The organism is Agaribacterium haliotis, assembly GCF_002312815.1.
Classification (GTDB): domain Bacteria; phylum Pseudomonadota; class Gammaproteobacteria; order Pseudomonadales; family Cellvibrionaceae; genus Agaribacterium; species Agaribacterium haliotis.
This window is the reverse complement of the sequence record NZ_NKQJ01000006.1, coordinates 151,576-165,304: the sequence shown is the minus strand read 5'-3', so window position 1 is coordinate 165,304 and position 13,729 is coordinate 151,576. Positions and strand designations below refer to the sequence as shown.

Below are 13,729 nucleotides of genomic sequence, written 5' to 3'. Positions count from 1 at the left end.
ACCTACTTATAGTGCGCCTGTTTGTTTTGGAATATGCGCCAGCAAGGGCCGGCGCAATAGGGAGATAACTATGGCAAGAGCACTTGTCTTATTTGTACTGCTCGTTTGCAGCAGCCTTTCACTGGCCGAATCCGGCCGCGCCGACTACGACCTTGACGACGATGGTTTGATCGAAATTAACGATCTTGCTGACCTTGATGAAATTAGGAATAACCTCGATGGTTCTAGCCTTTATGGTTCTAAGACCGGTTGTCCGGTTGATGGCTGTGTGGGTTTTGAACTAACTACGGATTTAGATTTTGATACGAATGCTGATGGGGTGATGGATGCTTCGGATACGTATTGGAATGATGGAGAGGGTTGGCTGCCTATTGGGGCTGAGGCTGGGACTCCGATTGTCAGTTCCTTTACCGGGGTACTTGAGGGTAATAGTTTTAAGGTACTGAACCTTTTTATAAATCGCCCGAATGTAGATCATCTGGGGCTCTTTGCTGCTTTCAATGGGGCGAAGGTTTCTGGCTTAGGTTTGGGTGGTCGTTTGAGCTCGATTAGTGGCGGCAGTACCGTTGGAACACTGGTGAGTTATGCTTTGCGCTCTGAGATTAAAGAGGTTTGGGCTTTTGTTGATATTTATGTTTCGGGTGATGCAGGTGGCCTAATCGGTACTTTGTCCTCAACTCAGCTAGAGAGGGCTTTTGTTAGTGGCACGGTGCAAGGCAGTAGCAGTCTTCGGTTAGGAGGCGTTGCCGCTCTTGTTGAGGGTGATAGCGTCATCAGTGATGTTGCTGCTTCGGTTGTGGTGGACGAGGGTACCAACAGCTCATATGTTGGCGCTTTATTTGGCCAGGTGAACCGCGACGCGTCTCTAACGCGCATGCTTGTTACGGGCTCAAGTTCAACTGGCGCAGCCGTTGCAGGCTGGGGTTACAATGCAAGTTTCAGCTCAAGTTACTGGCCGCTCGAACAATTTACCGATGCGGGCGGCGGCGTAAGTGGAGTTACATCGGCAAGTCTAAGCCAGATGCGTTGCGCCGAAGCTGATAACAGCACGTGCAGCGATGATATCTTATACGAAGGCTGGGCCAGCGTAATTAATAGCGATGGTGAGCCGTTGTGGGATTTTGGCGGCACTGAACAACTGCCAGGCTTATATTTGAGCGGTGTACTCTGGCGTGATTCTGATGGTGATACGCGTGCTGATGCGCTTGATACTTGGCCGCTTGATGGCAGTGCGCACACTGATAGCGATGGGGATGGTTATGCTGATTCCTATGCCCTGACTTGTGGGAATGACTGTATTGCCGGCAGTAGCATTCAACTAGATCATTTCCCTTCCAATGCAGAGGTATACCTGGACGCTGATTTAGATGGGTTGCCAGAAAACTGCAATGCTGCCTGTGAGTTGGCCTCTGGCTTAACGGCAGATGGCTATCCTGGCGACCAAGATAATGATGGTATTAGTGATGCTGTGGATGATGATGATGACAATAATGGCGTCGTTGATGTTGATGCGGATAGTGATGGCTTGATAGAGGTTGCTAGTCTGACTGAGCTTGATGCCGTGCGCTTTATGTTAGATGGCGCCGGTCAAAAATTAAGTGCAGAGGTAGATGCAGATAGCTCCGGCTGCCCTAGTGTCATATATCGAGGCCGTTTCCAGCGACGCTGTTTGGGGTATGAATTAACAACCAGTCTCGATTTTGACACAAATGGCGATGGTCAGTTGGATGCAAGTGACAGCTACTGGAATGGCGGTGAGGGTTGGTTACCTATTGGAAATTCATCAAACCCCTTTACTGCAGTGTTTGATGGCAGCTCTTTTCAGGTTGACAATCTATATATCAACCGTCCTGAGTCTAGTTATCAGGGGCTTTTTGGTTTTATAAACAGGGCTAAGGTCTCCGCCTTAGGCTTAGGTGGAAACCTGAGTTCGATAGCGGCTAGGCAGAGCATTGGAGCCCTGGCGGGGCGCTCAGATAACTCAGAAATCGAAGAAACGTGGGCGTTTGTAGATATTTATTCAGCACTTTCAGGTGGTGCTTATACGGGGGGCTTAATTGGTACGCTTGATTCGAGCCATGTCAAAGCCGTATTTGTTAGTGGTATGTTGCGGGCCGAAGGTAACTATGTTGGTGGTTTAATTGGCTCAGTCGAAGATGACAACACTATTAGTGATGCTTATGCGTCGGTTTCTGTTTTTGGTGATGGCTCAGCTGTAGGAGGGGGGTTCGGACGTCTGGAGGCAAATGTATCTGTGCAGCGAGTTTATGTTTCAGGTATTAGCTCTAGTCTTGCCGCGATCACGGGGTATCATTCAGGTACGGTAAGTTTTAGCTCAAGCTATTGGCCTGCGGATCATTTTGCGAGAGCGAGTGGCAGCTCCTCAAACGGAGTCGTATCAGCAGACCTAAGTGAATTACGTTGTGCGGTTGCTGACGATAGTTCCTGTAGTGATAAAACGTTATACGAAGGCTGGTCCTCTGCCAGAAATAGTGAGGGTGAGCTTCTGTGGGATTTTGGTACAAAAGAACAGTTGCCAGGCATGCGCCTAAGTGGTGTGGTTTGGCGTGACACTGACGGCGATACTTATATAGACGCGTTTGATGCCTGGCCTTTCGACTCGAGTGCCCATACGGATAGTGATGGGGACGGATATGCTGATACCTACGCTCTGACCTGTGATGGCGACTGTATTTCAAATAGTACTATTCAATTAGATCAATTTCCTTACAACGCTGAGGTATATCTAGACGCTGATTTAGATGGCTTCCCTGAAGACTGCGATGATGCCTGTGAGTTATCTTCTGGCTTAATGGTAGATACATACCCAGGAGATCAAGACAATGACGGCATTAGCGATGCTGAGGACAATGATGACAATAATGATGGCATTGTTGATGTTGACGCCGATAGTGATGGTTTGATAGACATTTCTAGTTTGGCTGAGTTGGATGCGATACGTTTTGCGTTAGACGGGGCTGCTCAAAAACTAGATTCGACGTCTGATGCAGATGGTTCCGGTTGCCCGTTTGTTATTTATCTCGGCCGCCTGCAGCAGCGCTGTAGGGGGTATGAGCTAACACAAACTCTTGATTTTGATACAAATGGAGACGGGGTAATGGATGCCTCTGATACATATTGGAATGATGGTAAGGGCTGGGATTCATTATCTGGGTTTACGCACGGAGGGCGATTTAGCGCTGTTTTTGAAGGAAACGGTCACCGGATTTCAAACCTCTATATGCATCTCGATCGGGGTTACGACTTGAGCTTTTTCGGTTATCTCGATGGAGCTAAAATCTCAGGGGTCGGTTTTGATGGCCCGTTAGCTTTGATAAAAGGGGCTAAATATCAAGGAGTGCTTAGTTTTTACTCTGCGAATTCTTCTGTTCGTGAGGTGTGGAGTACGGTACCGATTATTGGTGAGAGTAATGCTTTTCAAATCGGCGGCCTAATAACCTCCGCGGATAAAACGTCGATTGAATCAGTATATGTTGTCGTAAATATTGAAGATCAGTCTTCATCTAGTCGGCACATTGGGGGGTTGGTTGGTGCAATTGGCTCTGAAGTACTAATCCAGAATGCTGTTGTTACTGGAGAGCTTACAATCAGTAGCACGAGCCGGGCTATGGTTGGAGAGTTGGTTGGGGAGATTCAAGGGGATGAGAATACTGAATTCAGAAATGTATTGAGCTTACTCGGGCGTGCAGAGAGTCATGTTTTAGGTGGGATCTCTTTTAATGCTATTTGTGAGCGCATGACGATCGTTGGTGTTTATTTCGTTCTGAATGGTTCTAACTCTGCATGTGGAGAGGGGTTATCTCTGGATCAGTTAATGTGTCCGATAACTGCCGCTGACGAACACTGTTTTCCATCAAGCTTGTATGCTGATTGGGGGCAAGAACTTAATCGAAATGGTGAGGCTCTTTGGGACTTTGGTGGTTCGAAGCAAGTTCCAGCTCTACGCTTCTCTGGAAAGACATATAGAGATAATGATTTAGACTATACCTTTGATGAGCTTGACCCAGATGATGACAATGACGGTGTTGCAGATTCAGAAGATGTTTTTCCTTACGACCCATCAGAGTCTTCAGATCGTGACAGTGACGGTACCGGTGATAATGCTGATGCGTTTCCAAATGATGCTTCAGAAACAACTGATTCCGATGGCGATGGCCTGGGGGATAACAGCGACAGCTTTCCGAATGATGCTACTGAAACGGAAGACTTCGACAATGACGGCATAGGTAATAACGCTGATACCGACGATGACAACGATGGTGTGCTTGATTCGGAAGATGACGATCTCGGCGGTGATAATGGTGCGCCGGAAATTCGCGCCGTTGGTGCAGACCTTGTTCTCGACGCGACGGCTGAGTTGACGCTTGTTGAAATTGCTGTAGATGCTGTTGAGGCTTCGGATATGGTTGACTCTGAACTGGAGCTTGAACTCAGCCTGGACGGAGAGTTACTTGTTCTTGATGAAGAAAATAAAGTCAGCTTGCCCAGTGGGTCTTTAGCTCTTAATTGGGTGGCTATTGACGATGCGGGCAATCGCTCTGAAACCGTCACTCAGCGAGTAACTATTTATCCTCGTTTAAAATTTGTTGATGCGATTTCAGTTTCGGGTGAAAACAGTATGGCTGAAATTCAAATAGCTTTAACTGGCCCTGCGCCAGAGTATCCAATATCTGTGCAGTTAAACCGGGTCGATGCTACAAGTACGGTTACTGTTGATGATTTTTTGGCGGAGCCCTCGCTTGATCTGGCGGCTCTGCTAGTTGAGTTTAAGCAAGACCAACAAGAAGCCAGTTTATTCTTTAATGTGATTGATGATTCACTTGTTGAAAGTGACGAGCTGCTTGAGCTTCAAATACATTCTGCAACGGTTGGCGATATTGAACCGCGCGAGCTGTTGTTACTTGATACTGAGAGCAGCCACACGCTGACCATTACCGATAGCAATGTTGCACCGCTGGTTGAAATTGAGCTGCAACAGGCTGGTATGGAGGTTGATACGATTGATGCTAAAGCGGGGCTGGTAACGGTTAGCGCCTTCGTTGATGATGCAAATGACACGGATACGCACAGCTACAGCTGGGATCTTGGCCAGCTAGCCATCTCTGTAGATGATATTGCGAGCTTTAGTTTTGATCCAGAGCCGTTTGCAGGTGAGACCTATGCACTTAGTGTTGTAGTGACAGACAGCGGTGTTCCGGCGCTTAGCTCGGCTGAAGTAAGTGTTGATTTGCGCATTGAGCAAAAAGCAGAGCCGTCGCCTTCCCCATCGCCAAGTGCTTCGCCCTCGCCGAGCCCAGCTGTATCTCCGAGCCCGGCTGTATCTCCGAGCCCGGCTGTATCTCCAGACCCGGCCGTATCGCCGAGCCCGTCACCAGGTGGTTCAGATGACGGTGGCAATAAGAAAAAAGGCGGCGGCGGTAGTTTGGATAGTTATTTATTACTGACGATGTTTTTATTGCTGGTTGTTCATTTGCGTCGACGAAGATTTTTAAACGCGAAATGATTTTTCCAAAGCCCGCTTATGCGGGCTTTTTTGTAGTTATATATCCGTAAAGTTTTACAGGCATTCTTAATGTGCTATACCGCAATTAAAGGCTTTGCTTTACTTGTCGAATAACTAAATAAGTTCATCGTTCAGGCATCGTTCAACGTAGGAATTATAAAGTGTGTTTACGGTCTAAATTTATGTGGCCTGTAGATTGCAGTTTTTAAACTGAATTGGTTTGAATGATGGTAAATTGGCAGGTGCCAGGTTTATAAAGCTCGATTTGTAAACTCGGTTTTGCGCTTTGCCTTAAGGCCTAAGGAGTACACTATGTCAGTCCTTCATGCCCAAAGTGCCCTGTTTCTCAGTGTGGATGATTTTGATGCTGAGCGTATTTCGTTATTTGGGGCTCTGAATAAAAATCAGCTGAATGATTTGTGCGCCTATCTTGAGCTTGAACAGCGCAAAGCTGGCGAGACAGTGTTTAGTGAAAACGAGCCCCCTTCTTCTATTTACATCTTGCTTGATGGTCGCATTGATTGTTTGTCTTTGTGCCAGGGCCTGCCAACCTTAAAAGCCAGCCTGGCTTACGGCGCGGCCTTTGGTGAGAGTGCGTTTATTGGTATTCAGCCGCAGTTCTGCAGCGCGAAAGTTAACAGTGATTCGCGCCTGTTAGTCTTAAGTCGTGAAGCGTTAATGGATTTACACAAAAACGACCTTGAGCTGTTTGCGATGTTGATGATGAACCTCGCCCGCGAGCTTGCCCGCAAGTATCACAGTGCGATCAAGCTTTAATAAGCGCTAAGTCTTGTCACCTTTCTTTTAATAGAGCCCGGCGAAAAGGCTAAGCCGGCAAGTTTCTGCCCCTCGCGGCTATAGTCTGTTAGCATTTGTGCAAATATTAGCCCAACCCCCTTCTAAGGACAGTGAGTGAGAACGCTTGTAATTTGTATGCTGGCGCTGTGCAGCATAATCCCAACCCAGGTACCGGCGGACGAGCAGGTCAATCTTGCCGAAGTAAGCAGCATAGATGGCGACACGGAAGCCTTGGTTGAGCAGCTGAAACTGGATGCCAAAGATAATGTGGGGCGCAGCCCGCTGACAGCAATGTTGAATTTGCGCAAGGCGGCAATTGCCGAAGATTGGCAGCAGGCGGCAAAATATGCCGATACGCGTTATCTCGATAAAGATATCGCGGCCATCGGCGGGCCGGAATTAGTTCGCCGCCTGGCTCTGGTTTGGAATCAGCAGCGCATTATCGATCTTTCGTCTTTGAGCGATAGCCCCGAAGGGCATCTGGACGACGGCCTGCCGTCGTACCGGGATTTACTCGGCACCATTGAAAGCAAAATGGGCGAAGTGCCTATTTATATTCAGCGTGTGCCGGACGGCTCGGGCGCCAAGGTCTGGCGCATTTCAAACGCATCGCTTTCTAAGGTGCCAAAACTCTGGGAAGAATTTGGTTATCCTCCGTGGGCGGATAGCCTTGAGCAAATACTGCCTGATATTCATATGTTTTATATGAAAAATTGGCAGTTATTGGTTTTTGTCTTGTTGCTTGTTTTTCTGTGGTTGGCGCTAAAGCTTCTGGCTTGGCCGCTGCTGAGATTGCCTTTCCCCGCTGCCTACGCCAAAGCCTGCCGCTATTTTATTGATTTTGGTCTGCGCTATTTTATCTACTTTAAATTGTTGGCTTTCAGTATTAACTATCTCGGCTTGAGCATTCGCGCCAAGGCGATTATTAATCCCGCACTTTTACATTATTGTGGTGTAGCTGTGTTTGGCATTGCTTTGATAGAGCTTGCTACCGCAATATACATGCAAAAGGGCGACAAGCAGCGTTTCAGTGTTGCCGTCGCCAGGCCCTTAGCCACAACCCTAAAAATCTTACTGGTACTGGTATTGTTTTTGATGTGGATGAAAGGTGCCGGCTTTAATATCAGTGCGGTGTTGGCGGGTTTGGGTATAGGCTCACTGGCGGTAGCGCTGGCAGCGCAAAAAACGCTCGAAAACGTTTTTGGTGCATTTACACTGTATGTGGCAAGGCCGATTAAACCCGGTGATTTTTGTCGTTTTGGCGATGTTGTCGGTACGGTTGAAGAAATTGGTTTGCGCTCTACCTTGATTCGCAAGCTCGATCGCACGATTGTTTATATCCCCAACTCCGAGTTTTCCGCAAAACACCTCGAAAATTTTGCATCCATCGACAGGCGCCACTATCGCAAATTGTTGAGGTTGACGCTCGACAGCCCGCCGGAAAAAATTTCTGCCCTGGTTGCCGCACTTCTGAACTTGCTTGAACAAAACGACAAAGTGCTTGAAGTAGCCAGGCGGGTACACCTTGAGAATATTGAGCAAGATGCTTTTGTGGTGGTAGTGAATGCCTACCTCGATGTCGTCGATTTTGATCACTTTAAGCAGCTCGAAGAGGCGCTCAATATGGCCGTGATTGAAGCTGTTGCCGAGCACGGTATGCGTTTGGCTGTTCCTCAGACGGCCGTGCAATTAGAGGGGGCGCTGGCGGCAAAACCGGGCTAGGTTTTGTTGTGCAGCGAAGCACGGCTACCAGTTTTTAAGGGTTTGCGGGAACTGCTCTCTATCCGCCGCTGAAGCGAGTTCGTTGCACTCGCCACGCAAGCGGTGTGCGCGGCCGCTGCTTTCAAAACTCATGACCCAGAAGCCTTCGCGGCAATAGTGGTTTTGGGCAATTTGCCTGTCGGCTTCTTTTAACATCTGTTCCCTGGCTTTGCGGTACGCTTTTTTGGGGTTGCCGCTGGATGGGCGCTGGCCGCGGCCGGCTTGTTTTTTATTTTTTGCTTTGGGCTCTGGCATAAAGCGAAGTTCAAAGTGCTTGAGGCCCGAATCGCTCATGCGTGTTAAAAATTCGCTGTAGGCGGGTTTGGGGCTGCTGGCACAGGCGGCGAGTGCGCAGCTAAGGCCAGTAAATGTGGCTTTAATTGTTGTTTTGCTGATATTCATATTTGTAGCCGGCCCCATAAATCGAGTGAATGAGTTGCAGCTCGGGGGCGGCCTCACTTAGTTTTTTTCGCAATTTTTTAATGTGACTGTCGACCGTGCGGTCGCTGACTACCCGGTAGTCACTGTAGATATTGTCCATGATATAGGCCCTGGAAAAAATATGCCCGCGCCTTTGAAACAGCAGTGCAAAGAGTGCGCACTCGATCGCGGTTAACTGCACTTCAGTGCCGTGTATGTTGACGCACAGGCGCTGTTTGTCGAGTTGAACTTCTTGTTTTGTGCTGTCGCCCTGGGTGCGCCTTAAAATGGCTTTGATGCGCAAAATTAATTCTTTGGGGCTGTAGGGTTTGCACAGGTAGTCGTCGGCACCGAGCTCGAGCCCGAGTAAACGGTCGACTTCTTCTACTTTGGCGGTGGCCATAATGATCCCGGTTTTGGGGCTGTGCTGTTTTATTTCTCGGCACAGACTCAGGCCGTCTTGGCCGGGCAGCATAATGTCGAGCACCGCCAGCGCAGCGCTGTTGCTCTGAAACCATGTGCTGGCCTCGCTGCCGTTGTGGAAAACAACACTGTCGTAGCCGGCGGCCTTGCAGTAGTCGCTAACCAGGGCTGCAAGCGTCTGTTCATCTTCGACAATGGCGATAGCTTTGTTCACGTTTGGGCTCCGCTGTTGGGCAAATCGATCACAATTCTGAGCCCGCCAAGTGGGCTGCTCTGGGCGTAAATGCTGCCACCATGCTGTTCGATCAGGCTGCGGCACAGTGCCAGGCCAAGGCCGGCGCCGCCGCTGGCGCGGTTGCGGCTGTGTTCAAGGCGCTGAAGGCGTTCAAAAATTTGTTGCTGCTGGCTCGCGGGCACGCCGGGGGCGCTGTCGTCGCAGCTCAGTTGAAACACATCGCCGCGCTTGGTCAACTGCCACTGAATTTTGCCGGGTTTGTCGCTGTAGCGCAGACTGTTTTCGAGCAGGTTGCTAAGCACCTGCTTAAAGCGCTTGTCGTCTATGTTGACCAGGCAGTCGCGATCGCTTATTTGCAGGCTAAATTCCATGCCGCGCTCAAGGCAGTGTTGCAGGTGATCGTCGTGAAACTCTTCAAGCAGTAAGGCTAATTCGCAGCTGTGTTTGTGCAGTACCAGGGCCTTGGCATCGCTTAGGGCCAGTTCAAAGATGTCGTTAATTAGCCGACTCATATCGTCGATTTGGCGGCTGACGATATTGAGGTTGTCGGTGTCCGAGGGGCGCACGCCGTCGAGCATGGCTTCGATTTGAGCCTTGAGCACGGCGACGGGGGTGCGCAGCTCGTGGCTGATATCGGCAAACCAGCGCCGGCGCAACTGTTCACTGTGCTCGAGCTTGACTGCCATGGCGTTAAAACTGCGGCACAGTTCGCCGAGCTCGTCTTGGCTGTCATTGTTGATGCGCGCACTAAAATCGCCGCGGCCGACACGCTCAGCGGCATCGCGCACCGAGACGATGCTGCCACTGAGCCAGCGCGCGATTAGCGCCGCCAGGACAAATGACAGCAGGCCGATGGCGGCGCCGGCGCTTAACAAATAGCGCAGTTGTTGTTCGAGAAAGCGCTGTTCGCTGTGGCGCACGAGTTTTTCCGGTTTGCTGTAGCGCAGCCAGGCTATTGTAGTGGCGCCGTCGTAGACTGGCAGCCACTCGCTGTCGCCGCTGCGGTGATCGCGGCCGACAATCAGCTGACGCTCGGCATCGTAGAGGCTTAAGCTGCGGATAAGTTGCATCTGCGCTCGGTTTGGCGCGGCGCTGTGTGCCTCGGGGCGCTTCTCGTGTTTATTGAAATCACCGGGGCGGGGTGGGCCCGCAAGCTCAAGGTTGAGGCTGCGAGCGACAAGGCGCTGCCACAGGCGGTCGCGGTTTTTTAATGGCGCCAGGCTTTGGCGGCGCTGGTAGATGTCGACAATGCGCTCGGACAGCTGCGGTAGCTGCTCGTACAGGCTTTCCTGGCTGAAGTCTAAAAAGCGCTGCTTTAACTGCAGGTAGTTCAGGCCGACTTGCGCGCCGAGCAAAATAAGCAGCGGCAGGGCGATGGCGAGCCAGAGTTTGAAGCGCAGGCTGCGAAAAAGAGACACGTCTTAACCCGGGTTTGAATTCAGCCCCACCCTAGGGCAGGGCGCCCGGGGGTGCAAGCCAGCGGCCTTAAGTTGCGTCTTTTTTTCACATTTGCCGCTAAGGGAGCGAACCTTAGCGAATATTTGACGTCTTTAGTTTGGGTTTCGCAGATTCGCGGAAAATCAGCGCTACTTTGCCTATCTCTTGCACAATTTCGGCTTTGGCGTGCTCGCAGGCTTCGGCGCAAATGCTTTTGCGCGCATCGCGATCGCCAATGGCGAGTTTTATTTTGATAAGTTCGTGATCGTTGAGCGCCCTGTCTAGTTCGGCAAGCAGCCCCTCGCTGAGGCCGTTCTCAGAAATGGTGACAACGGGTTTGAGGTCGTGGCCGATGTTTCGGTAGCGTTTTATGGTGTCGCGGCTTAGGGGCACAGTGAGTTCCAGAAGTAGTGGCAGGGGAAATGTGCTATTTTAAGCGCTTATTTATTATTGATCTACGTCGGTCTGTATTGCATGGCCAAATCCAAAAGTTCAAATCGCTGGTTGCAAGAGCACTTTAGCGATCAGTATGTAAAACAAAGCCAAAAAGACGGTTATCGTTCGCGCGCCAGTTACAAGTTGGTGGAGTTGAACAAAAAAGATAAATTGTTTCGTCCCGGTATGAGTGTGGTCGATCTCGGTGCCGCGCCCGGTGGTTGGTCGCAGGTGGCAGTTGAGTTGGTCGGCGCTAAGGGCTCCGTTATCGCCTCGGATATTCTGCCGATGGACGGCATGGCCGGTGTCGACTTTGTGCAGGGTGATTTTACCGAGGATGCAGTCTACGAAAAGCTGCTGCAAACACTCGGTGATAATAAGTGTGACCTTGTAATTTCGGATATGGCCCCCAACATGAGTGGAGTAAGTGCTGTGGATCAGCCTGCTGCCATGTATTTAGTTGAATTGGCGCTGGATTTTGCAGTGCGAACGCTGGCGGCCAATGGCAGTTTTGCCTGCAAGGTGTTTCAGGGTGAAGGTTTTGACGACTACGTCAAAAATTGTCGTCAGCACTTTAAAACCGTGGTTATTCGCAAGCCGGATTCATCGCGCGCGCGCTCGCGCGAGGTGTACGTGCTTGGCAAGGGCTTTAAAGCGTAAAAGCTTGGTCAGTTTTGCGCGCTCGAGCGTATACTCTGTTCGTAGCAGCACACAATAAGCAGCATTGGGAATTTAGATTGGCCCTTGGGGGCTTCAGGTAAAAGGCTATATGACTAAGAATTTAATTCTGTGGTTAGTGATCGCGACCATTTTGTTCATGGTATTTCAGAACTTTAATGAGCCGCAGGCAAAAATGCAGATGAGCTACAGCGAGTTCATCCACCAGGTTGAGCAGGGCCGGGTTGATAAAGTTGATGTCGACGACCGGGTGATTCGTGTCACCGGTGACGGCGGCGAGCAATTCTCGGTGGTGCGCCCACAGATTACCGACCTCGACCTGATGCCGTTGCTGCTCGATCACAACGTTGAAATTGTCAGCAAAGAACCAGAAAAGCACAGTTTGTGGGAGCAGCTGCTGGTTGCCAGCTTCCCCATTTTGCTGTTTATCGCAGTGTTTATCTTTTTTATGCGCCAAATGCAGGGCGGCGGTGGCGGCCGGGGCGGGCCGATGAGCTTTGCTAAAAGCAAGGCGCGCATGCTCGGCGAGGATCAAGTTAAAACCACTTTTGCCGATGTTGCCGGTGTAGATGAAGCCAAAGAAGAAGTACAGGAACTGGTTGAGTACCTCAAAGACCCTAGTCGCTTCCAGCGCCTCGGTGGTCAAATTCCCCGCGGTGTATTGATGGCCGGGCCTCCGGGTACCGGTAAGACCCTGCTGGCCAAAGCCATTGCCGGTGAGGCCAAAGTACCGTTTTTCTCTATCTCCGGCTCCGATTTCGTTGAAATGTTTGTTGGTGTCGGCGCTTCGCGTGTACGCGATATGTTTGACCAGGCCAAAAAGCACAGCCCCTGCATTATCTTTATTGATGAGATCGATGCTGTTGGTCGTCACCGCGGCGGCGGCCACGGCGGTGGCCACGATGAGCGCGAGCAGACCCTAAACCAGTTGCTGGTAGAGATGGACGGCTTTGAAGGGAATGAAGGTGTTATTGTTATCGCTGCCACCAACCGCCCGGATGTGCTCGATAAAGCTCTGCTGCGCCCTGGGCGTTTTGATCGCCAGGTGTTTGTTGGCTTGCCGGATATTCGCGGTCGCGAGCACATCTTAAAAGTGCACATGCGCAAAGTGCCGCTTGAAGATCATGTGCAGGCGTCGATCATCGCTCGAGGCACACCTGGTTTTAGCGGTGCGGACCTTGCCAATCTTGTCAACGAGGCTGCGTTGTTTGCCGCGCGTGCAAACAAACGCCTGGTAACGATGGAAGAGTTTGAGCGCGCTCGCGATAAAATCCTAATGGGCGCCGAGCGCAAGTCCATGGTGATGAGCGAGAAAGAAAAAGAAAATACTGCCTACCACGAGGCCGGTCACGCAATCGTTGGTTATTTGGTGCCCGAGCACGACCCTGTGCACAAGGTCAGTATTATTCCCCGTGGCCGAGCCCTCGGTGTAACCCAGTATTTGCCCGAAGAAGACAAGCACAGTCACAGCAAGCGTGCGCTCGAATCCATGCTCTGTTCGCTGTTTGGCGGGCGTATTGCCGAAGAGATGACACTTGGTTTTGACGGCGTAACCACCGGCGCCTCTAACGATATTGAGCGCGCCAGCCAGCTCGCCCGCAATATGGTAACCAAGTGGGGTTTGAGTGAGAAACTTGGGCCCATGCACTATGGCGAGGACGAAGGTGCCTACCCCGGAACGGGCACGCAGCAGTACGGCGGCGAAACCGCAAAGCTCATCGACGAAGAGGCGCGTCGCCTAATTGATGAGACTTACAAGCGCGCTGAAGATATTCTCGAAGAAAACAAGGATATTCTTGAGGCGATGAAAGATGCGCTGATGGAGTACGAAACCATCGACAGCGATCAGGTTGAAGATCTGATGAAGCGCCGGAAAGTGCGGCCGCCGCGCGACTGGGGTGACGGTCACTGGGGCAAAGACGACGACGGCGCCAGTGCTTCGGTCGGTGACAGTGAAAAAACAGAAAGCCCCGTTGGCGGTCCCGCCGAAGAAAAATAACTGTTAAGTGCCCGGCTTT

Annotated in this window: 9 protein-coding genes; 5 read left to right on the top strand and 4 right to left on the bottom strand. The window is 50.8% G+C overall.

The genetic code is table 11. The annotated features are described in order from the left end of the window. The first annotated feature begins 70 nt into the window (after positions 1-70). The 3 genes from CFK45_RS08895 (at position 71) to CFK45_RS08885 (ending at position 8,044) form a co-directional block, all read left to right on the top strand. Positions 71-5,524: a hypothetical protein gene (locus tag CFK45_RS08895; RefSeq protein ID WP_096086091.1), complete on the top strand. Its 5,454-nt coding sequence runs from the start codon at positions 71-73 to the stop codon at positions 5,522-5,524. A 312-nt stretch (positions 5,525-5,836) separates the two neighbouring features. Further along, complete coding sequence (locus CFK45_RS08890; RefSeq protein WP_096086090.1) at positions 5,837-6,301, top strand: cyclic nucleotide-binding domain-containing protein; 465 nt, start codon at positions 5,837-5,839, stop codon at positions 6,299-6,301. Positions 6,302-6,436: 135 nt separating this feature from the next. Then, complete coding sequence (locus tag CFK45_RS08885) at positions 6,437-8,044, top strand: mechanosensitive ion channel family protein (protein WP_143247530.1); 1,608 nt, start codon at positions 6,437-6,439, stop codon at positions 8,042-8,044. A 24-nt stretch (positions 8,045-8,068) separates the two neighbouring features. Here the strand turns inward: CFK45_RS08885 and CFK45_RS08880 are convergent, their stop codons facing one another. The 4 genes from CFK45_RS08880 to CFK45_RS08865 form a co-directional block, all read right to left on the bottom strand. After that, complete coding sequence (locus CFK45_RS08880) at positions 8,069-8,485, bottom strand: hypothetical protein (protein WP_096086088.1); 417 nt, start codon at positions 8,483-8,485, stop codon at positions 8,069-8,071. After that, positions 8,460-9,140, bottom strand: coding sequence for a response regulator (locus CFK45_RS08875; protein ID WP_096086087.1), 681 nt, complete (start codon positions 9,138-9,140; stop codon positions 8,460-8,462). The genes CFK45_RS08880 and CFK45_RS08875 overlap by 26 nt, the downstream gene beginning before the upstream one ends. After that, a complete protein-coding gene (locus tag CFK45_RS08870; protein ID WP_096086086.1) occupies positions 9,137-10,579 on the bottom strand; it encodes an ATP-binding protein in 1,443 nt (480 codons plus the stop codon). Before CFK45_RS08870 ends, CFK45_RS08875 begins: the two co-directional genes overlap by 4 nt. A gap of 112 nt (positions 10,580-10,691) precedes the next feature. Beyond that, positions 10,692-10,991, bottom strand: coding sequence for a YhbY family RNA-binding protein (locus tag CFK45_RS08865; protein ID WP_096086085.1), 300 nt, complete (start codon positions 10,989-10,991; stop codon positions 10,692-10,694). An 81-nt stretch (positions 10,992-11,072) separates the two neighbouring features. Between CFK45_RS08865 and rlmE the strand changes: the two genes are divergently transcribed. Together rlmE and ftsH are read left to right on the top strand one after the other, a co-directional pair. Further along, on the top strand, positions 11,073-11,693 hold the full coding sequence (rlmE, locus tag CFK45_RS08860) for a 23S rRNA (uridine(2552)-2'-O)-methyltransferase RlmE (RefSeq protein ID WP_096086084.1): 621 nt from the start codon (positions 11,073-11,075) through the stop codon (positions 11,691-11,693). Between the two features lie 109 nt (positions 11,694-11,802). Next, positions 11,803-13,710, top strand: a complete 1,908-nt coding sequence (gene ftsH / locus CFK45_RS08855) for an ATP-dependent zinc metalloprotease FtsH (RefSeq protein ID WP_096086083.1) — start codon at positions 11,803-11,805, stop codon at positions 13,708-13,710. The last annotated feature ends 19 nt before the right edge of the window (positions 13,711-13,729 follow it).

Bases quoted from the DNA above. Each gene is read 5' to 3' on its own strand.
- CFK45_RS08895 (WP_096086091.1), top strand. From the start codon at position 71: ATGGCAAGAGCACTTGTCTTATTTGTACTGCTCGTTTGCAGCAGCCTT.
- CFK45_RS08890 (WP_096086090.1), top strand. From the start codon at position 5,837: ATGTCAGTCCTTCATGCCCAAAGTGCCCTGTTTCTCAGTGTGGATGAT.
- CFK45_RS08880 (WP_096086088.1), bottom strand. From the start codon at position 8,485: ATGAATATCAGCAAAACAACAATTAAAGCCACATTTACTGGCCTTAGC.
- rlmE (WP_096086084.1), top strand. From the start codon at position 11,073: ATGGCCAAATCCAAAAGTTCAAATCGCTGGTTGCAAGAGCACTTTAGC.
- ftsH (WP_096086083.1), top strand. From the start codon at position 11,803: ATGACTAAGAATTTAATTCTGTGGTTAGTGATCGCGACCATTTTGTTC.